At 63.0% G+C, this 22,458-nt stretch carries 22 protein-coding genes; 8 read left to right on the plus strand and 14 right to left on the minus strand.

The annotated features are described in order from the left end of the window. The first annotated feature begins 279 nt into the window (after positions 1-279). Genes selD through VLT15_07215 form a run of 4 tightly spaced genes read left to right on the plus strand, consistent with a single transcriptional unit; the run spans position 280 to position 3,897 of the window. Complete coding sequence (gene selD / locus VLT15_07200) at positions 280-1,326, plus strand: selenide, water dikinase SelD (GenBank protein ID HSR45001.1); 1,047 nt, start codon at positions 280-282, stop codon at positions 1,324-1,326. Positions 1,327-1,353: 27 nt separating this feature from the next. Next, positions 1,354-2,535, plus strand: coding sequence for an MFS transporter (locus VLT15_07205; protein HSR45002.1), 1,182 nt, complete (start codon positions 1,354-1,356; stop codon positions 2,533-2,535). A gap of 7 nt (positions 2,536-2,542) precedes the next feature. Then, positions 2,543-2,992 carry a ferredoxin gene (locus tag VLT15_07210; protein ID HSR45003.1) on the plus strand — a complete coding sequence of 150 codons (450 nt, stop codon included), beginning with the start codon at positions 2,543-2,545 and terminating at the stop codon, positions 2,990-2,992. Next, entirely contained in the window at positions 2,989-3,897 is a 909-nt protein-coding gene (locus VLT15_07215) for an alpha/beta hydrolase (protein HSR45004.1), read from the plus strand. Before VLT15_07210 ends, VLT15_07215 begins: the two co-directional genes overlap by 4 nt. 131 nt (positions 3,898-4,028) lie before the next feature. On the opposite strand, the gene VLT15_07220 is transcribed toward VLT15_07215, so the two are convergent. The 4 genes from VLT15_07220 to VLT15_07235 all read right to left on the minus strand — a co-directional run bounded on the left by VLT15_07220 (position 4,029) and on the right by VLT15_07235 (position 9,052). Next, positions 4,029-4,541: a DUF1684 domain-containing protein gene (locus VLT15_07220; GenBank protein ID HSR45005.1), complete on the minus strand. Its 513-nt coding sequence runs from the start codon at positions 4,539-4,541 to the stop codon at positions 4,029-4,031. 83 nt (positions 4,542-4,624) lie between these two features. Next, positions 4,625-5,506 (minus strand): hypothetical protein, encoded by an 882-nt coding sequence (locus tag VLT15_07225; protein HSR45006.1) that lies wholly within the window; start codon positions 5,504-5,506, stop codon positions 4,625-4,627. Between the two features lie 137 nt (positions 5,507-5,643). Then, positions 5,644-8,160, minus strand: coding sequence for a penicillin acylase family protein (locus VLT15_07230; GenBank protein HSR45007.1), 2,517 nt, complete (start codon positions 8,158-8,160; stop codon positions 5,644-5,646). 37 nt (positions 8,161-8,197) lie between these two features. Continuing rightward, on the minus strand, positions 8,198-9,052 hold the full coding sequence (locus VLT15_07235) for a PfkB family carbohydrate kinase (protein HSR45008.1): 855 nt from the start codon (positions 9,050-9,052) through the stop codon (positions 8,198-8,200). Positions 9,053-9,157: 105 nt separating this feature from the next. On the opposite strand from VLT15_07235, the gene VLT15_07240 reads away from it, so the two are divergent. Next, on the plus strand, positions 9,158-10,255 hold the full coding sequence (locus VLT15_07240) for a hypothetical protein (GenBank protein HSR45009.1): 1,098 nt from the start codon (positions 9,158-9,160) through the stop codon (positions 10,253-10,255). Positions 10,256-10,316: 61 nt separating this feature from the next. On the opposite strand, the gene VLT15_07245 is transcribed toward VLT15_07240, so the two are convergent. The 5 genes from VLT15_07245 to coxB are packed head-to-tail and all read right to left on the minus strand — an operon-like array spanning position 10,317 to position 14,609. Then, a complete protein-coding gene (locus VLT15_07245) occupies positions 10,317-10,688 on the minus strand; it encodes a VOC family protein (protein ID HSR45010.1) in 372 nt (123 codons plus the stop codon). A 5-nt stretch (positions 10,689-10,693) separates the two neighbouring features. Continuing rightward, a complete protein-coding gene (locus VLT15_07250; GenBank protein HSR45011.1) occupies positions 10,694-11,008 on the minus strand; it encodes a cytochrome C oxidase subunit IV family protein in 315 nt (104 codons plus the stop codon). A 9-nt stretch (positions 11,009-11,017) separates the two neighbouring features. Beyond that, on the minus strand, positions 11,018-11,617 hold the full coding sequence (locus tag VLT15_07255; protein ID HSR45012.1) for a heme-copper oxidase subunit III: 600 nt from the start codon (positions 11,615-11,617) through the stop codon (positions 11,018-11,020). Continuing rightward, positions 11,614-13,584, minus strand: coding sequence for a cytochrome c oxidase subunit I (gene ctaD, locus VLT15_07260; protein ID HSR45013.1), 1,971 nt, complete (start codon positions 13,582-13,584; stop codon positions 11,614-11,616). The genes VLT15_07255 and ctaD overlap by 4 nt, the downstream gene beginning before the upstream one ends. Continuing rightward, positions 13,584-14,609 (minus strand): cytochrome c oxidase subunit II, encoded by a 1,026-nt coding sequence (coxB, locus tag VLT15_07265; GenBank protein HSR45014.1) that lies wholly within the window; start codon positions 14,607-14,609, stop codon positions 13,584-13,586. The genes ctaD and coxB overlap by 1 nt, the downstream gene beginning before the upstream one ends. A gap of 313 nt (positions 14,610-14,922) precedes the next feature. Here coxB and VLT15_07270 point away from each other — a divergent pair, with 313 nt between their 5' ends. Beyond that, positions 14,923-15,828, plus strand: coding sequence for a heme o synthase (locus VLT15_07270; GenBank protein ID HSR45015.1), 906 nt, complete (start codon positions 14,923-14,925; stop codon positions 15,826-15,828). A gap of 287 nt (positions 15,829-16,115) precedes the next feature. On the opposite strand, the gene VLT15_07275 is transcribed toward VLT15_07270, so the two are convergent. Genes VLT15_07275 through VLT15_07285 form a run of 3 tightly spaced genes read right to left on the minus strand, consistent with a single transcriptional unit; the run spans position 16,116 to position 18,141 of the window. Next, positions 16,116-16,517, minus strand: coding sequence for a hypothetical protein (locus tag VLT15_07275; protein HSR45016.1), 402 nt, complete (start codon positions 16,515-16,517; stop codon positions 16,116-16,118). Further along, positions 16,514-17,236, minus strand: a complete 723-nt coding sequence (locus VLT15_07280) for an ABC transporter permease (GenBank protein HSR45017.1) — start codon at positions 17,234-17,236, stop codon at positions 16,514-16,516. Before VLT15_07280 ends, VLT15_07275 begins: the two co-directional genes overlap by 4 nt. Further along, on the minus strand, positions 17,233-18,141 hold the full coding sequence (locus VLT15_07285; protein HSR45018.1) for an ABC transporter ATP-binding protein: 909 nt from the start codon (positions 18,139-18,141) through the stop codon (positions 17,233-17,235). The genes VLT15_07280 and VLT15_07285 overlap by 4 nt, the downstream gene beginning before the upstream one ends. Positions 18,142-18,255: 114 nt before the next feature. Here VLT15_07285 and VLT15_07290 point away from each other — a divergent pair, with 114 nt between their 5' ends. Beyond that, positions 18,256-19,104 (plus strand): alpha/beta fold hydrolase, encoded by an 849-nt coding sequence (locus VLT15_07290; protein ID HSR45019.1) that lies wholly within the window; start codon positions 18,256-18,258, stop codon positions 19,102-19,104. A 250-nt stretch (positions 19,105-19,354) separates the two neighbouring features. Next, positions 19,355-20,407 carry a bifunctional 3-deoxy-7-phosphoheptulonate synthase/chorismate mutase gene (locus VLT15_07295; GenBank protein ID HSR45020.1) on the plus strand — a complete coding sequence of 351 codons (1,053 nt, stop codon included), beginning with the start codon at positions 19,355-19,357 and terminating at the stop codon, positions 20,405-20,407. A 41-nt stretch (positions 20,408-20,448) separates the two neighbouring features. Here VLT15_07295 and VLT15_07300 read toward each other — a convergent pair whose 3' ends face one another. Together VLT15_07300 and VLT15_07305 are read right to left on the minus strand one after the other, a co-directional pair. Next, the gene (locus tag VLT15_07300) at positions 20,449-21,366 is read right to left on the minus strand and encodes a universal stress protein (GenBank protein ID HSR45021.1); all 918 of its coding nucleotides are present in this window, start codon (positions 21,364-21,366) and stop codon (positions 20,449-20,451) included. 13 nt (positions 21,367-21,379) lie between these two features. After that, entirely contained in the window at positions 21,380-22,441 is a 1,062-nt protein-coding gene (locus tag VLT15_07305) for a calcium/sodium antiporter (GenBank protein HSR45022.1), read from the minus strand. Between the last annotated feature and the right edge of the window lie 17 nt (positions 22,442-22,458).

Below are 22,458 nucleotides of genomic sequence, written 5' to 3' on the forward strand. Positions count from 1 at the left end.
GCCGTTGTGCGGCGACCACTGGTGGCTGATTATCTGCAGTTCGCCGTCCACCGACTCAGACAGCACGAAGGTGGAGAACCCCTTGATTTGCCTGCACCTCTGGCTCTCCTCTCACTATTGGAGAGCCCCGGGTCCGTCGAATTGGTGACATGGCATCACCAGGTTCTCGAGGACCGGAGAACACGAACAGAGTCGAATGACCGCGGAACTCTGTGATCCTGCAAAACTGTCACGCTGACCGGCGATTTGCGATTCGCCAATCCGGAAGGGGGTGAAGTGATGAGCGATACACCGCGTCTGACGCAGTATTCCCACGGCAGCGGCTGAGCATGCAAGCTCGGTTCTGACGAGCTGACGCAGGTTCTGCGCCGTTTGCGAAACTCACCGGTCACCCGCCATCCGGATCTTCTGGTCGGCCTCGAAACCAACGACGATGCCGGCGTCTACGTCGCGCCCGGCGGGACGGCCCTCGTGCAGACGGTCGACTTCTTCACGCCGGTCGTGGACGGCCCCTACGACTGGGGCCGGATAACAGCCGCCAACGCCCTCTCCGACGTATACGCAATGGGCGGAACGCCGCTCACCGCGCTGCAGCTGGTCGGCTGGCCGCGCGACACCCTCTCGTTCGACCTCCTCGAAGAGGTCATCGCGGGTGGTGCGAGCGTGATGGAATCCGCCGGCTGTACCATCGTCGGGGGACACTCGATCGACGATCCGGAGCCCAAATACGGTTTCGCGGTCACCGGAATCGTCGAGCCGGACCGACTCGTCACCAACGCAGGCGCTCAACCCGGCGACGCGCTCGTTCTCACAAAGCCGCTGGGGACCGGCATCATTGCCACGGCAATAAAGAGAGGCACGGTCGACCCCGACGTTGAGCGTGCCGCCATCGAGGTGATGGCACAGTTGAATGAGGGCGCTTCTCGGGCAATGACCTCCGTCGGCGTCAATGCTGCGACCGATGTGACCGGTTTCGGCCTGCTCGGGCACCTGGCCGAGATGATGGATGCCGCCGGAGTTGGAGCGGAAGTCCAGGTCGGTGCCGTGCCGCTGATCGATGGAGTGGTCGACCTGGCGAACCGCGGCCTGCTTCCCGGTGGCTCCAAGCGAAACTTGAAATCGATCGCCACCAAGGTCGATTTCGGCCGGGTGGGTTCCCCGCTGCGCGAGATACTGGCCGACGCTCAGACCTCCGGCGGTTTGCTGATCGCCGTCCATGCTGATCGCCTCGACTTCCTGCTCGCTGCTCTGCAGGCCGAGCGCACCGAGGTATCTGCGGTTATCGGCTCCGTTGTCTCCGGAAACGGTATTCGCCTTCTGAGCTGAGCGAAACCCCTCCTACACTGATCGGCCATGCCTTCCGCCGACTCCCGCCAGGTCTGGGTCATCGCCATCGGTGTCGGCTTCGTGATGGCAGGTCTCACTCTCGTTGCGCCGATCCTCCCGCTCTATGCATTGGAGTTCGGTGTCTCCTACACGGCCGCCGGAGCGCTGATCACAGGGTTCGCGGTTGCCCGGCTCTTCTTCAGTGTGCTCGGCGGCGTCGCCGGTGATCGGTGGGGAGCCCGAAGAGTCACCGTGTTCGGTACCGCGCTCCTCGCCGTGTCGAGCGTTACCGCCGCCCTTGCTCCCAACTACGCCGTCTTGCTTGGTTCGCGGTTCATCGAGGGTATCGGGTCGGCCGTATTCGCCACTACGGCTTTTCAATACTTGTTGCAGATAACCCCGAAGGAACGACTCGGCCGTGCCACCGCAGTCTTCCAGACCGGTTTGCTCGTTGGTGTGGCCGTCGGGCCGCTCGTCGGCGGGTTCCTCGCAGAACTCGGCGATTTCAGGACTCCCTTCTGGGCCTATGCCGGGCTGGCCGGCTCTGTATCCGTCATGGCCTGGTTCTTCATCGAGGATCTCCCCTCCCGTGGAACCAGCGCCAGGCAGGTGTTCTCGGCTGCAGGACGGTTGATCCGCTCGCCCTCCTTCCTGGCTCTGATGCTGGTGGGGTTCTCGATGATGTTCATGCGAGCCGGCGCCCGGGTGACACTCCTGCCGCTCTACGCGGAGCAATCGCTCGGCTTCGGGGCGGGCGACATCGGCATCCTGTTGTCGGTCTCGGCCCTCACCAACCTGCTCATAGTGAACCCGGCCGGGCGCCTAATCGACACCGTCGGACGCAGGCCGGTGGCCATGATCGGATTGACCACCGCCGGCATAGCCACGGCCGGATACGGACTCTTCGAATCGTTCACGGGGCTGCTCATCGTCTCGATGGTGTTCGGTCTCACCTCCGGCCTTGCCAGCATTGCCCCGCCGACGATGGTGGGCGATCTGGCGCCGGAGGGAGCAGAAGGTTCTGCAGTCGGCGTCTACCGGATGGCCGGAGACCTCGGCTTCGTGGTGGGCCCGCTCGCTCTCGGCGCTGTGGCGGATGCCGGGGCCTTCACGGCCGGCTTCTTCATCACCGGAGCAATAATGATCCTGGCCGCCGCGATACTCTCGTTCATGCCCGAAACGCGGCGCAGTATTCAGCCGGTATCGTGAGCCGCCAATGACCGATCGCTCCCCTCACCTCGACGAACGTCTCGAGAAGATCGCCTCGGCCCTTTCTATCGGAGGGCTGCGTCGACATTTGTTTCTGTGCGCCGAGCAGACATCCCCTCGGTGTTCGACTTTCGAGGAGTCGTCGGAGGTCTGGACCTACACCAAACGAAGAATGAAAGACCTGGAACTGGCGAGCCCACCACCACGGTGGCGGGGATTCACCGATCAGCTCCCACCGGCGGATTCCTCCGAGGGCGGAGCGATTGCCCTGCGGACGAAGGCCGACTGCCTGCGCATCTGCGAGCAAGGGCCCATCGCCGTCGTTTATCCGGACGGCGTCTGGTACCGCTCGGTCACAACAGAGGTCATGGAGCGGATCATCCAGGAACATCTCATCGCCGGACGGCCGGTCGAGGAGTTCGTCTTTGCCAGAGACCCTTTGGACGGAAGGTCATGAAGGGCTGGCTGAAGAGGCTCATCCTCATGTGGCTCGGTTGGAGAGTGTTCGGCCCCGAGCCGCAGCCCAAACCGCCCGAGGATCAGGAACATCCATTCCGCCTACCAGGCCGATCGGTGTTCGTCGGGGACAACGAGTTCTTCGTCCGGGAAGCAGGCAACGCCGACGCTCCTGCCTTGTTCCTGGTGCATGGATGGGGGGACCACAGCCTGGTCGTCTGGTGGAAGCTGATCGGCAAGCTGGCGGCGAGATATCGGGTGATCGTGCCGGACAGCCGCAACACGGGGAAATCCGACCAGTTGCGCCATCGCTACGAGATCGCCGACATCGCCGACGATCTGGCCGGGATCATGACCGCGCTGGGAATCGATCGAGCCCACGTTGCGGGTTACTCGATGGGCGGTTTGGCAGCGCTCGAACTGGCGCACCGTCACCCCCATCGGGTAGACAAACTCGTTCTGGCCGGGACATCTGCCGGGCCTGCGCGATCGACCATCGAGCGGCTTGTCGGTGGGTTCGTGATCGTCGCCGCGCGTGGATTCAGCCGTCTGAGCCGAACGGAGTTCTCACGGGCCAGGATCGCGTATCTGGTGAGAGTCGGAGCGGTGTTGCCGAGACACTTCCGGTGGTTCTACGAGCAGCACCACAACCGTGACCCGGACTTGTATTGGATGGCAGGGTCCGCCGTGAACCGGTTCAACGCTCGCCCCTGGATCGGAAAGGTTCGCCAACCGACGTTGGTCATCATCAACACCGAGGACCAACTGATGTTCGCGGAACTGCAATACGAACTGGCCTCACTGCTCCACGATCCTGAGGTAGTCGAGCTGGTCGGCGCCCGTCATGAGGCCCCACTGACCCACGCCGGCCACATGATTCGGGCGATGCAGAAGTTTCTCGGGTGAGACCGGACTCCGGTTCGAGCCGGACGCTCTCCGACCGGCGGAGTTCCGGGTAGTCACCCGGGCCGGGAAACGCATCACCGAAGGAGTCCGGACCGACGGTCCGAGGGAACGGGCACTACGGCCGGCTGCCGCTATCTGTACGTCTTCTCGCCGGCACGGATCGGGACGGTCAGCCAGTTCTCATAGGGCGGCAGGGCGCAGGAGTATCCGTCCGAGTATGCGCAATAGGGGTTGTATGCGAGGTTGAAGTCGACGCGGAGCATCCCGTCCACAGGCTCCTCGAGATCCAGGTACCTGCCCGCCCCGTAGGTCTCGCGACCGGACGTTCCGTCGCGAAAGGGGAGGAAGTAGCCGGGGTGACCGGGTGTCTGCAGCGCGGTCAATCGGACGAGTTCGCCGTCGATGTCGAACTCGATCCTGCCGGCCCGGAAGTACGTCCGGACCCGGCCGTCCGATGTGCCGATCTCAACCGGGGACGGCTCCTCGGGATGGAGTTCCAGCTCGAGGTCGAGGGCTTCATCGAGATCGAAGTACTTGAGACCCTCGAACCCGTGCCGCAGTTCGTGGGGCAGGGGCGATTGGCGGCTTCCTCTGAAGAACTCGTCCTTGTTGCGGCGGAACTCCGCCAACGTGTGTGCATCCATGACCGGGACCAACGCAGCACCCGGCGCCGGCATTCCGGTCGGGGTGTGAGAGGTCGTAGATCTGAGGGGAGCAGGCTCGTTCGCTACCGGCTACCGCGTCTGGTGTTGCTCCGCGGTCCGCGAAACGACGAGAGGGTCCGTTCGATACGATCGAGGATCGTTTCGTGGACGCGATTGACCTGGGGGAGACGGATGGCGTCGAGTGCTCTCCTCAGGCCTTTGCGGACGCGGCTCGTCCACAACCGCGCCGTTGTGAGGGCGATACCGCCGAAGAGGGCGAGCGTGCCGGCACCGCCCACCGGTGCCAGCCAACCGGCTCCAAGGATGCCGAGTACGACGCCCAGCACCACGGACAGTCCTGCACCTGCTGCCAGCAGGACCTTGGCCGTCTTGCCGATGATGCTGGTGTCTGCTTCGAGGGTGACGAGGTGCTTGGCCGGCTCGAGACTGTGTATGTGGTGGATGACCGGGCCGACCGCCCGCATCGCACCGCTGCCTTTGCCGACCCCGAAACCCATTCGCAGCGAAGCTACCGGGGAAGGATCCTTCTCCCAGACGACACCGTGACCGTGCAGACGTCGTTTCTGAAGTCCCTCGTGTTTCTCGAGCCACGTATCGACTGTGTTGGTGACGTCGGCGAGGTTCCCTTCGACGATCGTACGCTCTTTCATTCTGACGGGGGCGAGGAACCGGTCGAGCGGCGTCATCTCGACTTGTTCGGAGGCGGTCGCTTCTTCGAACAGTGCCCGCCGGACATGAGCAGCACTGATGCCGATCTCCTCCGCGATTCTTTCGATGTGCTCCGGGTTCAACCGGTCCGGGCCGTGCTCATCGTCGAACTGGAGCTCGATGGCGCGTCGAAGCACCCGTTCCACGGACTCCATGTTGAGAGAGTCGAGCCGTGCGGCCAGATCGGACGCACCATCGGCTTGCTCTTCCGGTTGTCGAGATCCGAACTCACGCACCTGCCAAGTATGGCGCATCGAGGAGGCTGGTGGATCCGGGCTACCGTCCGGCTCTGCCGCCGAGCATGGAGTTGGTGTTTCACCCGGAGCGCATGGAGGGGAGAGTCACCCGGCTCCGGCGCTCCTGCCGCCGGAGCTCAGGGCCTCAGAACCAGGGTTCCCTCAGCATCGGCTGCGATGGCGTCGTGCTCCCAGTGCATCGGGTGGAGATCGTTGGCCACCCACGATTCGGCCATGTCTATGTAGTGCTCGTGAAAGATGTGGCCGGATTGCCCGGTGGGATGAATCGAACGGGATCGTTCGAAGTTGGAGAGGTCGATGATCATCCGCATGGACGGAACCGCAACGACTTCGTAGCTCTTGGAGGCATCCCAACTCGTGGCGTTGACGATCGAGGATCCTCCATCGACCTCATACGGCCCGCGGTTGAACAGCCATTCGAGGGGCGCGATTCCGGATTCACCGAATGTGGCGTTGCGGAAGGTGGCGGTGTGCAGGTCTCCCCACCGCCAATCGGCCGGATCGTCCCCCAGCTCGTCCGTCAGCTCCGCAATGGCTGCCAGCAAGGACAATTCGAGGATGTCGTCGCGGCTCTCTGTGGTCGAAGTTGAAGTGATGTCCCACCATTTGTTGCCCGGCTGGTCGAGCAGATCGGCGACGACCTCCGACCAGCGGCTCCCTCCGGCCGGCCAGAAGCGTTCGGGCAGCTCATCGTGGAACGTCAATCGGAGTATGTGTCGCCAGACGGACGCATAGAGGGCGGCTCCCGGTAGTTCGGCGCGCTGCTGGAACGCGTCCTCACCGCCGGCCCACTCCCGAAGCAGATGCTGAGCGTCACCGACGACCGGCTTGTCGGTCTGCAGTGACAGGAGTGACGGGACGACCAGCTCTGCATTGAGGTTCCGGCTGTCTCTCTGCAACTCCTCGATGAAAGCGAAATCGACGCCGACCGCACCGTCCAGCACATCGACGATGCGGTCGCCGCGATAGCCGTAGGCAAGATCGAAAGCCAGGAAATAAGGAAAGGAGGAGTCGGCGACGTGCTGGTTGGCGCTGTGCAGGAATCCCTCCGGCGGGTTGAACACGGTCGGCATGCTCTCGAAGGGGATGAAACCCGTCCACTCGGTTGAGCCTTCCCAGCCGGATGAGGGCCAGCGGCCGTCGCCGGAGGCGCGGATGGGAACCAACCCGGAACTCTGGTAGCCGATGTTGCCGTCGATGTCCGCGTATACGAAGTTCTGTCCGGCAATGTCCCACATTCCGACGGCCGTTCGGAACTCGTCCCAGTTACCGGCCTGGTTTACTCCGAGTACGGCTTGCACCAGACGGCCGGGCTCCAGCGCCGTCCATTGCAGGGTTACTGCATAGTTGATCGGGACCTCGATCCCCGCTTCCGTCCCGAAGTCGTCCAGGGGACCGTATCGATCGGAGATGATCGGCCCGTGCCTCGTGGACCTCACCTCGATCCGTTTCGGGTTCGTTCCGGCGATTTCGATCGTTTCGGTGCGGACCTCGAGATCAACCCAATCCCCCTCGAACTCGTATTGATTGGGGTTGTCCGGGTTCATCCGTTCGACGTACAGGTCCTGGGTGTCTGCGGCGAGGTTCGTGACTCCCCAGGCGACGCGATCGTTGTGGCCGATGATGACGCCGGGAACGCCCGCGAATGAGAAACCCACCACATCGAACGGACATTGCCCGTCGCAGTGAAGACCGATCTCATACCAGATAGAAGGCATCTGGATGCTCAGGTGCGGGTCGTTGGCCAGGATCGGCAAGCCCGTCGACGTCTTCGATCCCGCTACCACCCAGTTGTTGGAACCGATGTCTGCACCCGGCTCCCCAACGACCTCGTTGAGTGTTGCGACCCGGTCGGCGGTCGGGCCCAACAGTGCAGCCAGATCGAGGTCCCCCACCGCCGCGGTCGGATCTGCACCGACCGCCGGCCCTCCTCCATACGGAGAAGACTGCGGCAGGATGAAAGGCCGATCGGACGGGTAGGGAGGGAACAACTCGTCGACCCGACTGCGAGGAAGGGATCCTGCGAGGATCGCCCGCTCGATCTCGCTGCCCATGTTGGCGCCGAGATCCCAGGCCATCATCCGCGCCCACGAAAGCGTGTCGACCGGATCCCACGGCTCAGGCTCATATCCCCGTGTTTGCAGGACGAGCGTCGCGTATTCGAAGGAGAGCTTCGTGCCGGAGTGATCGGCCAGGTAGGCATTGACCCCTTCCGAGTAGGCCTCGAGAATCGCCCTCGATTCATCGTCTAGTTCTTCGAACTCGACTTCCGAGAGTTCGGTGAACCCGAGCGAGCGAAGGAAGATGTCGTTGTCCACCTGGGACGAACCAAACAGCTCAGCCAGACGACCCTGTCCGATATGACGCCAGAAGTCCATCTGCCAGAAGCGATCCTGTGCGTGAACGTAGCCCTGGGCGACGAACAGGTCGTGTGTCGTCGATGCAAAGATGTGCGGAATCCCGTTCGAGTCTCTGATGATCTCCACGGGAGCGTCGAGACCGGCGAGGCGTACCTCACCGTCCACCAGGGGGAATGATCGTCGAACGAGGTACAGGCCGATCACTCCGACCACGAGTCCGGCGATGAGGAGGAAGGTGATCAACCGGAAGAGAGTTCGACCTACGGCGCGCATGCCGAGCAGAGTAGACGCCCGAGCGCTTCCCGGACGTTCAGTCGGTAATGGAGTTCGCCAGAGCCGTTATCGCCCCCAGGTCGGAGACCGGATCTCCTCGTTCGAGTCCCACCGACAGCGAAGCGGCGGAGACGGCCATCCGGAGGGTGCGGTGAGGGTCCCAACCTGATCCGACTCCGAATGCCACCATTGCCGCCAGAGTGTCGCCGGCTCCGGTCGGGTCGATCGGGTCGACTTCCGGTGGCCGTACTTCGAATACCACCTCTCCCCCGGAACACCAAGCCGCCGCCTCGCTTCCGCTCGTGAGCACGACGTCCGGGCCAGACCGGGACAACGCCAGTGCATCCTCTCTGGCATGCTCATGGCTCGACCACACGCAGACCTGCAGCGGCGCCGAGGCGCGGCCTGCCACATCGATTCCCACAACGGGAACCCCTGCTTCGGAGGCCTGCCGGATGACTTCGGCCCCCCATCCAGCCGAATAGGCATCGACAACTGCTACCGAACGTCCGAGCCAGGCATCGGGAGCAAGTGACTGCCAGATGGCGTTTCCATATCCGCTCGAGATGATCGTTCTCTCACCGTCCTGCCCGACCAGCACCACACAGTGGGGGGTCGTCGCCGAAGGCGAGATTTCGATCATGGAAATGTCGACTCCACGGGCGGCGAGGTCATCGACCAGCCAGCGCCCCAGCGGATCATCGCCGAGCGCGTTGCCGACGACGGCGGTCGTCGCCCCCCAGGCGGCCAGCGCGACTGCGGGATTGGCACCGCCGCCGCCGTAGGTGATCCGGGACCCGATCGAGCGCACATCGTCTCCGGGTTCGGGGAACTTGGCGATCCGGTGGGTGAGGTCCGGATTGAGCGATCCGTAGCAAATGGCAGAGATCATGGTTCTCACAGGTTCTGGGTTCGACGTTTGTCCAGTCCAGATTGGCACAGATCAAATGCGCCGGCCGCAGCCAACGAGAGCTCACTCCACTATCATCCCGGCCTCATGAGTGAGTTGCTGTCCGCGGTTGCGGCCACCCTGGGGGCCCCTGAAGAGCTTATACGCCGTTCGGCCGACGCTCGCGCCGCTGCGCAAGGTGTCGAAACGGAGCAGGTCTTGCAGGCGTGGGCGGGTGGTTCGGCTCCCGTCGCCCCTTCACGGCCGGCGCCTCCGCCCACCCCTGCCGAGGAACCATCGTCGGCCGTGGAAGCCGCGCCGGCCGAAGAGCAACCGGAACCTTCGGTGCCCGTAGTGACAGCCGCCACCGCAGTGCTGGAGCCTCAGGCCCCGGTCGAGCCCGGGGTCGAGCCGGCGCCTCTGTCGAAGCGGGTCGGCCTGCCGGCCGCGCTGGGTGCGGCACTGGGCGTCGGGTTCGGTCTGGTGACAGCCGCGTATTCGGCCGTCTTCTTGGTCGACAACGCGTCCTCTGTTGAGCGGGCGGATGGGTTCGGGGCGGCAGTGGAGCTGCAAGTCCTGCCCGTGGTGATCGGGATGGCGGCCCTGTGGGCCGTCTTCGGAGGTTTCCTGGCGGTTGTCGGCCGGCGGGCTCCGGCGTTCTTCCGTGCCGACCTGGCCGTTCTCGGAGGGGCCGGAGTCTGGATCGGGGCGGTTATCGGAGCGGTTCTCGGGGCGAGTGGTGGGGGTTTGCTGGTGGGCGTTCTCGGGATCGAGACGATCAACGAGGGAATCGTCGCCGTCCCGGTCTCTTCGGCGCTCTGGTGGTTGGTGATCGGCGGTGCGATTCTTGGAGCCGGAACAGCGGTGCTCGCACACGTGACCGCGGTGCCTGCCGGCCTGACCGCCGGAGATCGTGCTGATTCGAGCGAGGTGCGGACCAGGCTGAGCAACTCCTTGATGGTTCCGCTGGTGTCGCTGCTGACCCTCGTTGCGGTGATCGCAGTGATTGCGACACTCTTCGTCATGTTCCACGAGGCGGCTTCGATGCTGGCGATCGTCATCTCCGCCGGGATCCTGCTGTTCGCATTCCTGGGTGGCTACCGCCCCAGCATCAAACTCCGCTATACGGAGGTCATCGCCGCACTCGCGGGGATAGCGACCGTCGTGATCGCCATCGTGATGGTCTTCCTGGTTCGCGGGCACTGAACTGCGGTGTTTCAGCTGAAGAATGTGAGTTATCCGGCGGGTAATTCCAACGGCTGCCGGTTCAGGCTTCCACCCGCATTATGTCGAACTCGTTTCCCTCGGGATCTGCGAATGTGATCCATGAATACTCGTCCCACGTTTGAGAAGCGAGCTTGCGGCCGCCCATCGAGAGGATCCGGGATTCTGTGGCCTCGAGATCGGCGACGGCCAGGTCCAGGTGCACCCGGTTCTTGACGGTCTTGTCCTCGGGAACCTTCTGAAACCAGACCGTCACCTTGCGATCCGGAGCGTAGGCCAGGAATGCCCACTGCTCGTCCCGGTGGGTTATCTCCACGGACAACAACGATGCCCAGAAGTCTGCCAGCCCAAGACTGCGGCAATCGATGGTGACCGCGGCGAGAAGCGGTATGTCGTTGCCTTGAAACGCGGGCACGCCGCTCAACCGCCGATGGCGGACAACACCCCGAAGGTGCCGAGCACCACCGTATAGAGCATCAGCGCCCCGACGAAACCCACGGTGAAGAAGCGGCTGATGATCCCCTTCTCGTAGCGGGTATGCATGTAGAAGGCGACGACGATGACGAACTTCAGGATCGCCAGGATGATCAGAGTCGGATAGACGACGATTTCCGAAACACCTGCTTCTTCTATGTAATAGAGGGCGACTTCGACGGCGGTGAGGACCGCCAGCAGGACTGCTATCTGTACGTACTGTTTGGGAGATGGATGCGCTTTGGTCTGTGCCCCTGCCATTGCCGATTCCTACTTGATCAGGTAGACGACCGTGAAGATCACGATCCAGATTATGTCGACGAAGTGCCAGTAGAGCGCAACGTTCTCGAGATTGAGGCCGGTCGCGGTCGACAGTCGCCCCTTGCGGAACGAGATGCCGACCAGGGTGAGCAGCATGATCACTCCCACCAGCACATGTGTGCCGTGGAACCCGGTGAGCGTGAAGAAAGCCGATGCTGCGGGGTTGGTGGAGATCTTCATGCCTTCATCCACTACGAAGGTCGTGAACTCATAGGCTTGCCCGGCCAGGAACACCATGCCGAGCAGGGCGGTGGCGATGAGCCACGTTCTGGTGGAGCGCTGGTCATCGCGGTGGATGGCGTGGTCGGCGAGGACCATCGTCAATGAACTCATCAGCAGCACGAACGAACTGACCGACGTGAACGGGATGTCGAAGATCTCGGCCGGGTAGGGCGCCGTGTATCCGACCCGCCCCTTGAACAGCAGGTAGTTGGTGATGAGGGCCCCGAAGAACATGAACTCGCTCGACAGGAAGACCCACATGGCGAGTTTTCTGGTTTCAACGCCGGTGCTCTCGTGCACATGCTCTTCGTGAGCGACATCGCTCATGCGTGCACCTCCTCGTGTTCCTCTTCGAGTGGTTCGAGTGACCAGCCGATCAGCGAGGAGAGCAAGAGAACGACGCCGAAGATCAAGAGAGGCAGTCCCCAGCCCCGAGTGTGATAGATGACTCCATATCCGACGGCGAGGAACGATGCGCCTGCGAAGAACGGGAAGTACGAAGGCGTCGGCAGGTGGATAGGTGCCGGCGGGTTCACGCCCTGATCGTGGAACAGGGCGATCGTGGAATCGGCATCCGGCCTGCGCACCGGACGACCGTCCTCATCCTCGTCGTACTTGCGGTGCCACCAGTCATCGAGCGAATGCACGTCGGGGTTAACGCCGAAGTTCCACTCGGGGGTGGGGTTGGGGATACTCCATTCGATCGTGCGGGCGTCCCATGGGTCCATCCCGGCTTCGACACCTCTCCGCTTCGACTTGGTCCAGTTCAGCATGAACACGAGGATCGACGAGGCGATGATGAAGGCACCGACCGTCACCACCATGTTCCAGGTTCCGAAGTTGTACTCCGCCGGGTATTTCCAGGTCCTCCGCACCATGCCCTGCAGTCCCAACCAGTGCATCGGACCGAAGGTCAGGTTCATTCCGATGAACATGAGCCAGAAATGCAGCTTGCCGAGCTTCTCGGACATCATGCGGCCGGTGAGTTTCGGGAACCAGTAGTAGAGCCCGGCGAAGATCCCGAAGATGGCGCCTCCGAACAGCACATAGTGGAAGTGCGCAACGATGTAATAGGTGTCCGTCTGCTGCCAGTCGGCCGGAACGATCGAGTGGGTCACCCCGGACAGTCCGCCGATAACGAACAGGGCAACGAATCCGAGTGAGAACAGCATCGGAGTGGTGAACTTGATCTTCCCCATCCACATCGTTCCCAGCCAGTTGAAGATCTTGATGCCGGTCGGCACCGCGATCGTCATCGTTGCCAGTCCGAATGCCGCCTGGGCTACCGGCGTGATACCGGAGGAGAACATGTGGTGAGCCCACACACCGAATCCGAGGAAGCCGATCGCGGCACCGGCGAAGACCACGGCCGGATAGCCGAACAGAGGCTTGCGAGAAAAGACGGGCAGGGTCTCCGAAACGATGCCCATCGCCGGGAGGATCAGGATGTAGACCTCGGGATGGCCGAACAGCCAGAAGAGATGTTGCCAGAGAACGGCATCACCCCCCTGGAACGTGTCGAAGAAGAGCGTTCCCAACTGACGGTCGAAGGTGACCATGAAGAGAGCCACGGCGATGATCGGCAAGGAGAAGAGGAGGAGGAAGGCGACGACCAGCGTCATCCAGATGAACACGGGCATGCGCAGGAGCTTCATGCCCTTGGCTCGCATGTTCAGGATCGTCGCAATGAAGTTGACGGCCGAAATCAGCGACGCCAGGCCGAGGATCTGAAGTCCGATTGCCCCGTAGTCGAGGACCGTGCCGGTCGAGAAGCGCGGTCCGGCGTTGGGCTGGTACATGAACCACCCGCCGTTGATCGTGCTGCCGAGCCAGGAAGCATCGGTGGCGCCGCCGGGGAGGTTGCCGCCCGAGGGGGGTCCGGTCGTGCCGAACAGGAACGACGAGTAGAGGAAGATTCCGCCGAAGATGAATATCCAGAAGCTGAGTGCGTTCATGCGCGGGAACGCAACGTCCCGCGCTCCGATCATCAGAGGCAACAGGTAGTTGAAGAACGCCGCGCCGACCGGCATCACGAACAGGAACACCATGGTGGTTCCATGCATCGTGAACATGGCGTTGTATTCGGCCGCATCGAGAACTGTTCCGTCGGGGCCCGCCAGCTGCAGCCTGAGAATCAGGGCCTCGAGACCTCCGAGGATGAAGAAGATGAAGGCCGAATAGCCGTACATGATTCCGATCTTCTTGTGATCGACCGTCGTGATCCAGCTCATCCACCCGGAGGTTTGCCTGGGCCGGCGGAAGATGGTCGACGCGGGAGATGCCGGGGTCGCCATCAGTTCTCCTTCGTCGGATCGAGGCTCTGCAGAAACGCCACCAGCTCATCGATTTCATCGGCAGTCAGGTTCAGGTTCGGCATGAAAGAGCCGGGCTTGATGGTTGGGGGGTCGGCCAGCCAATCGGCGAGTTCCTCTTCCGTTCGCTCGAGTGAGGCGCCCGCGAAGACATTTCGGTAGGGATCGGCGAAGTGAGTGAGGTTTGGCCCGATCGGGTTGTCGAGCTGGTTCACGCCGTCGATCACGTGACAGGTGCTGCAGATCCCCTTGAACTGATCCAAACCCGCTTCTGCCAGACGTTCCTCCGGGTTCCTCCCTGCGTCGGGGAGTTCGGCGGGCTGCTGCATTCTGGCAACCCAGGCGTCGTAGTCCTCGACGTCGACGGCGCGCACCCGGGCCCGCATGAGGGCATGGGACAACCCGCAGAACTCTCCGCATTGTCCCCAGTACTCGCCGGGTTGATCGGCCTCCAGCGTCAAGACGGTCTGCTGGCCGGGCACGAGGTAGCGCTTGCCGTTCAGTTTCGGAATCCAGAAGTTGTGAAGTACGTCCTCGGAGGTCATGTTGAGGCAGATCTCTTCGCCGGCCGGAATCACCATGACGTTGGCCGTCGTTATGCCTTCCACGGGATACCGGTATTCGAACCACCACTGATGGCCGATGACGTCAACCTCCATGGCGTCGTCGGAACACTCGGTGAGGTCGAAGATCGTCTGCACGGTCGGCACTGCGAGTCCGGCCAGCAGCATGATCGGAATGGCGGTCCAGACCACCTCGAGCACCGCGTTGCCGTGGATTTGCCTCGGCTCTGCCTGGCCGTGATCGCGGTAGCGGATGATGGCGAAGAGCATGCCGCCCAGGACGATGGCGAGGATGATGCCGGCGATCAGGAAGACCGGGTTGGAGAGCTCATCGATCTGCCGGGCGGCCGGCCCCTGCGGGTCCAGCGCATCGAGAGGTGAGTCGGCAATGCAAGAAGTCAGGCCGAGAATGAGACTCGCAGAGAGAGCGAGCTTCAGCCACATTCGTGGTGCCCCAGACGACACGGTGCGTAGTCCTCCCCGCGGATTCTGCCGGTACTTACGGTCGGGACACTCTAGACGTTGGGACTCACTAACCGCAAGGTAAGGACTTTCGCCTCTAGCGGAGAACGGATGTTCCGCAAATGGTTTGTACTCGATTGGCGGTCGGTCCAGGGCGAACCACGATCCGGGTCGACCCGGTGCGGTTCCTCGCCCTGATCGGGTGTCCCGTAGCAGGGCCTCCAGCCCTCAGCCGGCGTACTTCCGTGTAACCCCCATTTCGACCACATGCTCTTCCAAGTAAGCTCGGTGCTTCATGGATTCCCCGTCTGTCTCGTTTACCGACCCCGACGCGCACCGTTCCGGCTGGCGCGACATAATCGGCGCGTACATTGGTCTGACCAAGCCTCGCATCATCGAGTTGCTGCTCATCACCACCGTTCCGGCAATGGTGCTGGCGGCGCGGGGGTGGCCCGGGACGTGGCTGGTCTTCGCCACGCTGATCGGCGGGACCCTTTCGGCCGGTGGGGCCAACACCCTCAACAACTACATCGATCGCGACATCGATCGGCAGATGAAGAGGACCTCGCGGCGGCCGCTGCCCCGGCATCGGGTCGATCCGCATAGCGCCTTGTGGTTCGGGATCGTTCTCGGAGTCGCCGGGTTCTTCGTGCTGTGGGCGACCTCGAATCTGCTGGCAGCCTCGATCTCCACCGCCGCTCTGTTGTTCTACGTGTTCGTCTACTCGCTCACTCTCAAGCGCATGACTCCGCAGAACATCGTCATCGGCGGGGCGGCGGGGGCTGCACCGGTGCTGGTCGGATGGGCCGCCGTGACCGGCACGCTCGACCTGTCGGCCTGGATCTTGTTTGCGATCGTCTTTTATTGGACCCCGCCTCACTTCTGGGCGCTGGCGCTCAGATACCGGGACGATTACGCAGCCGTGGAGGTACCGATGCTTCCCGTGATCGTCGGACCGCGCAAGACTGCGCAGCAGATCATTGCCTATTCCGCAGTGCTGGTCTTCGTGACCTTCTGGTTGGTCCCGGTGGCGGAGCTGGGTTGGATCTACACCGCCTCCGCCGGGGTACTGGGCGCCTGGATGCTGTTCGATTCGGTCCGTTTGCTGCAGAAGCCGGAAACCGCGATGAACCTGTTCCGGACGTCGACGATCTACCTGTCGCTGTTGTTTGCCGCCGTTTGGATAGACGTCGTCGTCTGAGTTCGAGCGACGGACGCTGGGCGCTGTAGGTTGCGGGGTCGGCGTCTCTCGCGGCCACCGCGCCTCGCCGTCTACGTCCTTGCCGGCTTCGCGCCTGGACCGAAACCTTCGACCAGAAACCAACCCGCCGGGAAGAGCTCATTCGCGACTGCCGGCAGCTGGAGAACCATTGCCGGCTCGAATCCCCGGGTCGGGAACGGCCGGCAAGTTGGCCGCTTTCAACGAAGCAACGGCGAGGAGAATCCAGATTGCGATGAGAGCAGGTGGTTCCGGGTGCCGGAGGGCGCCTAGTTCCCTGAGACTCCTGTGCGCAGCCTCTTGATACCGGCGCCGAAGAGAACCATCCCGAGCCAGATCGAGATCAGTGCCAGAACGACGTGAACGAGCTTGAACGCAACGCCTTCTTCACCGGACAGGGTGGACACCGAGGAACGGATCCAGATCACGACCGTGAGCACGGCGAAGCCGATCAACGCATTGGCCATCCACCTCGAATACGGGCGGCCCCTGAACAGGGAGGCGGCAACCGCCGCCAGAGCCACTCCGAACAGAAGTGATCCTCCGACGCGAATCCACGTCCACGGCTCTGCGGCCTCATCCCCGGAGAGAAGACCGATGCGGTTGCCCCAGGTGACGAAAGTCCATACTGCTGCCGCCGCCGTCCACCAGGCGACTCGGCGCTCCGTCACTTCTCTTCCCAGCTGAATAGGCGAACTGCCAACATCGGTGCTGCAACTGCCCAGAACATGAGCACCCACAGGCCGTGACCGACCGAATCGGAGAAACCCGTGGCCCATCGAAATGCCTCCGACAATCCGGCTGCGGGCAGGATGTCGGCCACTGCCGCCAGCGGGCGGGGGAGGTTTTCGACTGCGAACATCACGCCGCCGAGCCCGAAGAAAGCCACGAACAAGCCGTTCACAACGGCCAGCGTCGCTTCCGCGCGCAGGGTTCCAGACAGCAGGAAGGCAACTCCGCCAAAGGCACAGGTTCCGAGCACGACGGCGAGCGTCAGCGCCCACCAACTGACGGACGGCCGGTAGTCGAGGATGAGCCGCGCCGCACCCAGGATTATCGAGAGCTGGAGAATCTCCAGGAACAGAGTGGCGGCCATCTTCCCGGCGAACAGGACCCAGCGGGGGAGAGGGGTGGCACCCAAACGCTTGAGCACCATGTATTTGCGCTCGAAGCCGGTAGCTATCGCCAGGGCCACCAGAGCCGAGGACATCACCGAAAGCGTGAGGAGACCGGGAACCAGGAACCCGAGTTCGATCTCGAACAGGTTCGTAGCCCCGAAGAACAACAGGAGAGAAACCGGGACGATCAGCGTCAGCAACACGGCTTCGCCGCGCCGCAACGTGAGCCGCAGCTCCATTCTTCCCTGCTCGAAGAGCATTCGGCCGATCATCGGTTGTTCTCCTCGGTCAGCGCGAGGAACACTTCCTCGAGTCCACCGGCTCCAACCCGCAACTCGGTGATCATGGCGTCATGGCCGGCAAGCCACGCAGTCACCTGAGCCACGAGAACCGGCGTCGGTGCGTCGGTGGTCACGACGTAGAAACCGGTGCGTACCTCGCGGACGTCTATGCCGATCTGTTGGGTCAGCTCCTGGACGGGGAGGTTCGGGTAGGAGACGAACGACACGTCGCCACGGGCATGGATCAGTTCCGCCGGCGACCCCTCGGCCACCATCTTGCCGTGATTGACTATCCCAACTCTGTCGGCCAGCCGTTCGGCTTCGTCCATGAAGTGGGTGGTCAGCAGAATCGTCGAGCCGTCCGCCTGGAGGCGCTCGATGATCTCCCAGGTGGTGCGCCGTGCGACCGGGTCCATGCCGGCGGTCGGCTCATCGAGGAAGACGAGTTCGGGCGAGTGGACCAGGGCCATCGCCAGCGACAGCCGTTGCTTCTCGCCACCCGACAACCGCCTGTGCAGTGTTGTCGCCTGCTCGGTCAGTCCCACGAGTTCGAGAAGCTCGTCGGTATCCCGGGCACCCGGGTAGTAGGCCGTGAATAGAGTCAGAACCTCACGGGCTTTGGCTCCTTGATAGACCCCGCCTTCCTGCAGCATCACGCCGATCCGGCGTTGCAGCCGGGTGCGATCTGAGATCGGATCCAGTCCGAGGACTTCCACCGTGCCGGAATCTGCGCTGCGCAGCCCCTCGAGGATCTCGACGGTGGTGGTCTTGCCCGCTCCATTCGGGCCGAGCAGCGCGTAGGTCTCGCCGACGGCGACGTCGAGGCTGAGGCCGTCGACGGCGGTGAACGCTCCGTAGCGCTTGGTCAGATTGTCGAGGTGGATGGAACCGGGCACAGCGGACGATGCTAACTGAGCTCCGCGCGCAGAAATGCGACGCGGGGCCGCGGACACGGCTGCCGGACTGATTCGGGCGTTCCAACTAGCGCAGGGCTCTCATAAAATGTCCCGATGCTCAAACGTGTACTCCTCCCCGCCCTGCTCGTGATGGGGGTGGCGAGGCTCATGCCCGAGGTGCTCAAGCGCACGCTCGCCCCTCCGCAACGGGAGCAGCCGCATACGCCGGCCGATCTCGGCCTCCCCGAGGAGGAAGTCGAGTTGGTGAGCAGGAACGGGACCCGCCTCAAGGGCTGGTTCCTGCCGGTTGCCGGCAGGTCGCCCGCAGTGATCGTTCTCCACGGATGGGGTGCCAATGCTTCTCTGATGTTGCCGCTTGCACCACATCTCCACCGTGCCGGTTTCCATGCTTTGTTCCTGGATGCTCGCAATCACGGTCGGAGCGAGCACGACGATTTCGTTTCGATGCCGAGATTCGCCGAGGATCTCGACGTGGCGATCGAATGGCTGCGTGAGAGGAAGGACGTGTCGTCCATCGGTGTGATCGGCCATTCCGTGGGAGCCGGCGCCGCCATCCTTGCGGCGTCGCGGACCGACCAGATAAACGCAGTGGTTTCCGTCTCGGCATTTGCGCATCCCGGGGAGGCCATGGCCGAAGGTCCCCCCTTCAGCTTCCTACCCGGTCCGATGCAGCGAAGCCTGTTTCGCACCATGGAGAGAACGATCGGGTTCCGATTCGACGACATCGCCCCGCGCGAGCGGGTGGCTCTCGTCGATGCACCGGTAATGCTCGTGCACGGAGGGGCAGACACCACCGTTACCCCCCGGCACTTCGAGGAATTGGCCCGCCGTGTCCCCGACGCGGAGACCCTCTTCGTCGAGGATGCCGCACATGCCTCGTTGGACGCATTCGAGCCTCACATGCATCGGATCCTGGGGTTCCTCGCCGAACACCTCAGGTAGATTCTCGAGTGGGTTCCAGGTCTGGTGCAGGACACCGGAAACCCGGCGCCCCTTTACATGTCGGTCGATCTCCGATACTGTTCCCGGCACATGACTTCTCGAGTCTTCTTTGCGTACTTCGGTTTTACCGGGCGGAGCGTCCGGGCCGAAGGTGCGCGCATCTAGCAAGACCGCAACACCGACATCAGGCCCGGAGCTCAACGGCTCCGGGTTTCTCATATCTGGAGCCTTCCGGTGGAAGGAAAACGACATGATTCGCAAAGCTGAACGCAGTGAAACGGGCTCACCCAACACGATCGTGGAGGTCGGCGAGGTGCGGTTCGGTCATGACCCGTTTCCCGTCATCGCCGGGCCCTGTGTCATCGAGAGCGAGGCCCAGATAACGGAGACCGCGGAGGTAGTGGCGGCGGCCGGCGCGTCGGTTCTACGAGCGGGAACTTCAGTCGCAGGGGCCTCCCCATATGAGTTCCGCGGCCTGGGGAGCGAAGGGTTGAGGATGCTCCGTGCCGCCGGTGACGCGGTCGGGCTTCCGGTTGTGACCCAGGTGATCGAGCCGGCAGGCGTGCCGGAAGCGGTTGAACTCGCCGACATGATCGAAATCGGTGCAGGCAACATGCAGAACTTCGAGTTGCTGCGTGAAGTGGGTCAGCAGAGCCGGCCGGTGTTGTTGAAGCGTGGCCCGTCGGCAACCGTCGACGAATGGCTGTGGGCCGCCGAGTACATTCTGGCCGAGGGAAACGACCAGGTTGTGCTGTGCGAGCGCGGAATCCGGACGTTCACCGATGACGACACTCTCGACATCAGCTCCGTTCCGATCGTGAAGGAACGCACGCATTTGCCGGTGATCGTGCTGCCGAGCCACTCGGCAGGCAGCCGGGCACGTGTCGTTCCCCTGGCGATGGCCGCGCAGGGCGTCGGCGCCGACGGACTGTGCGTGGAGGTGCACCCGACTCCGGAGTCTGCCCTGGTCAATGTCTCCGGCCAGCTGGCGGCTCCCGAGTTCACGCAGCTGATGGAAGCGCTGGGAATCAATCGGATGAGGAAGGCGATCGACCTCGTGGACCGCGACATCGTCCGAGCTCTGTCACGACGACGTGATCTCGCTCTGGAGATCGGTCGTGTCAAAGCCGAGCGCGGGATGTCCGTGCGCTCGCCGGCTCGCGAGGCGGAACTCATTGAGATCATCCGCGAAGAGGCGGTCCTGCAGAACCTGGACCCGGAACAGGTCGAAGCCGTCTTCCAGGTGATACTCGCCGGATCCCGTGCCGAGCAACGCCGCCTCCGCTCGGTTGGTGAGCTCTAGAACAACCGGAAGAACAGAGGGGCCGATCTCGAGTCGGGCGTCTATCTGACTGCCAGTACCGAGCGGCAGGAGTGGTGAGCGACTCTCGGCGTCACCGAACCCAGCAGGAATCGCTCGACGGCTCCTTTTCCCTTGTGACCCAAAACGATCAGGTCGGCCGCCGACGCATCACCGGCGGCGAGGAGGGCATCGCTGACGTCGGCTGCCTCGACAAGTTCGGTCGTCACATTGGTGATTTCGCGGCGCAGCCGGTCGGCCGCCGCTTCGAGTGCCGCCTTCTCCGACTCCTTCTTCTTCTGCCAGATCAAGTCCATCTCTTGTCGAATATCCTGACGGAACATGTGGACCATCGGGAGCACCGCAAGCAACCTCACCTCGGCCCGACCGCCGAGGTCCAGCTTGCGGCAGAAGTCGACGGCTGCGTCAGACGGCTCCGACCCGTCGTATCCGATCAGCAACCGCCAGGGATGCCCGTCGGCAGCCGGCGGGCCGGCGCGACCTCCCTCACACCCTTCCTCCGCTTTTCGAACGATCAGCACGCTCCTCGTTGCAGATTGCAGCACCTGATTCGAGACACTGCCGAGCAGGAAACGTCTGAAGCCGGTGGTGCCGTGCGAACCGACGACGATGAGGTCGACTTCCTGAGTGTCGGATTCGGCGATGATCTCGTCGGCAGGATGGCCGGAAAGTATCTCGGTCGAGACGTTCAGGCCGGCGGCGGTCAGCACGGCCGCAGTTCGAGAGAGGTTCTCTGCTGCCTCCTCGGCCCTCTCACCTCTGGCAGTCTCGAAAGTGCTCCACTGTTCCGGGGTGAGGGCGGCGATCTCCTGGTCGCGAAGCACACTTGCGATCACCGTTACGATTCGCACCTCTGAACCAACGGGGAACGGAAATCCGGCGACGAAATCAGTGGCGGCCTCCGCCGTTTCCGACCCGTCGGTTGCCAGCAGCAATTTCATCGCACTCTCCAGTTCAATGTGCAGCTCCGACGTTCAGGATGTACTGCAGTGCTACGTATACACCGTACACCCCGAGCAGCCATGCCCCTTGCCAGCGACGGAAAGTCGACTTGTTCATGCTGATGAAGAAACGGAACGAGATCAGGATGATCATCATTGCCGGGAAGTGGAAGAAGTAGAAGTTGTCGGGGATCTCCAGCGGTGCGGCGACTGCTGCAGCCCCGATCACGAACAGCACGTTGAGAACGTCTGCTCCAACGATGTTGCCGACTGTGATCTCCGGGTGGCCCTTGCGGATTGCTGCGATTGCCGTCATCAGTTCCGGAAGCGACGTTCCGAAGGCGACCAGCGTTGCGGCGATCACGTCCTCCGGAACTCCGGCCCGGATGGCGATCTCAGATGCGCTCGGCACAAGCACCCGTGCTCCGGCCACTACCAGCGTGAGGCCGCCGACGACCATCAGCCAGGACTTCGAGAGAGGCATCGGTTCCTCTGTCGAGATCTCCTCTTCATGAATGAGTTCCCCGCCCTGGGTTGCCCAGCGATAGGTGATGAAGAGGTATCCGGCGAGCAGGACCAGGAAGAACGCGCCCACCCAGCGGTTGAGCGTTGGTTCGCCTCCGCTTCCGGCCGTTATCAGGGCGACGCCGGCGATAACCACCAGCAGAGTCGCCGAGCCAACCTGCACCCAACCGGTCCGGTTCAGTATGAAGCGATTGACCGGGACCGCGACAAGGACGCACGTCACCCCGAAGATCAAGCCGGTGTCGGCAATGATCGACCCGACGCCATTCCCCAGAGCAAGGCCCGGGTTCCCCAGAAACGCAGCCATTACGGAGACGAACGCCTCGGGGAGGGTCGTGCCCAGGGACACGACCGTGGCGCCGATGACGATCTTGGGCAATCCCGTTCTGCGTGCAAGATCCACGACACCGTCGATCATCCAGTCCGCGCCTTTCGACAGCAGCGCAACCGAAGCCGCGATGATCAGGAGCAGCAGAAGGAGGGGCAAGCCGGAGACGAAGTCCTGCAGGACCGTCTCGTCGGCGATCCACTGAAAGATGCCGTTATCCACCCAGCTCTACTCCCGCG

It is taken from the genome of Acidimicrobiia bacterium (genome assembly GCA_035471805.1).
GTDB lineage: Bacteria > Actinomycetota > Acidimicrobiia > Spongiisociales > JAHEDJ01 > JAHEDJ01.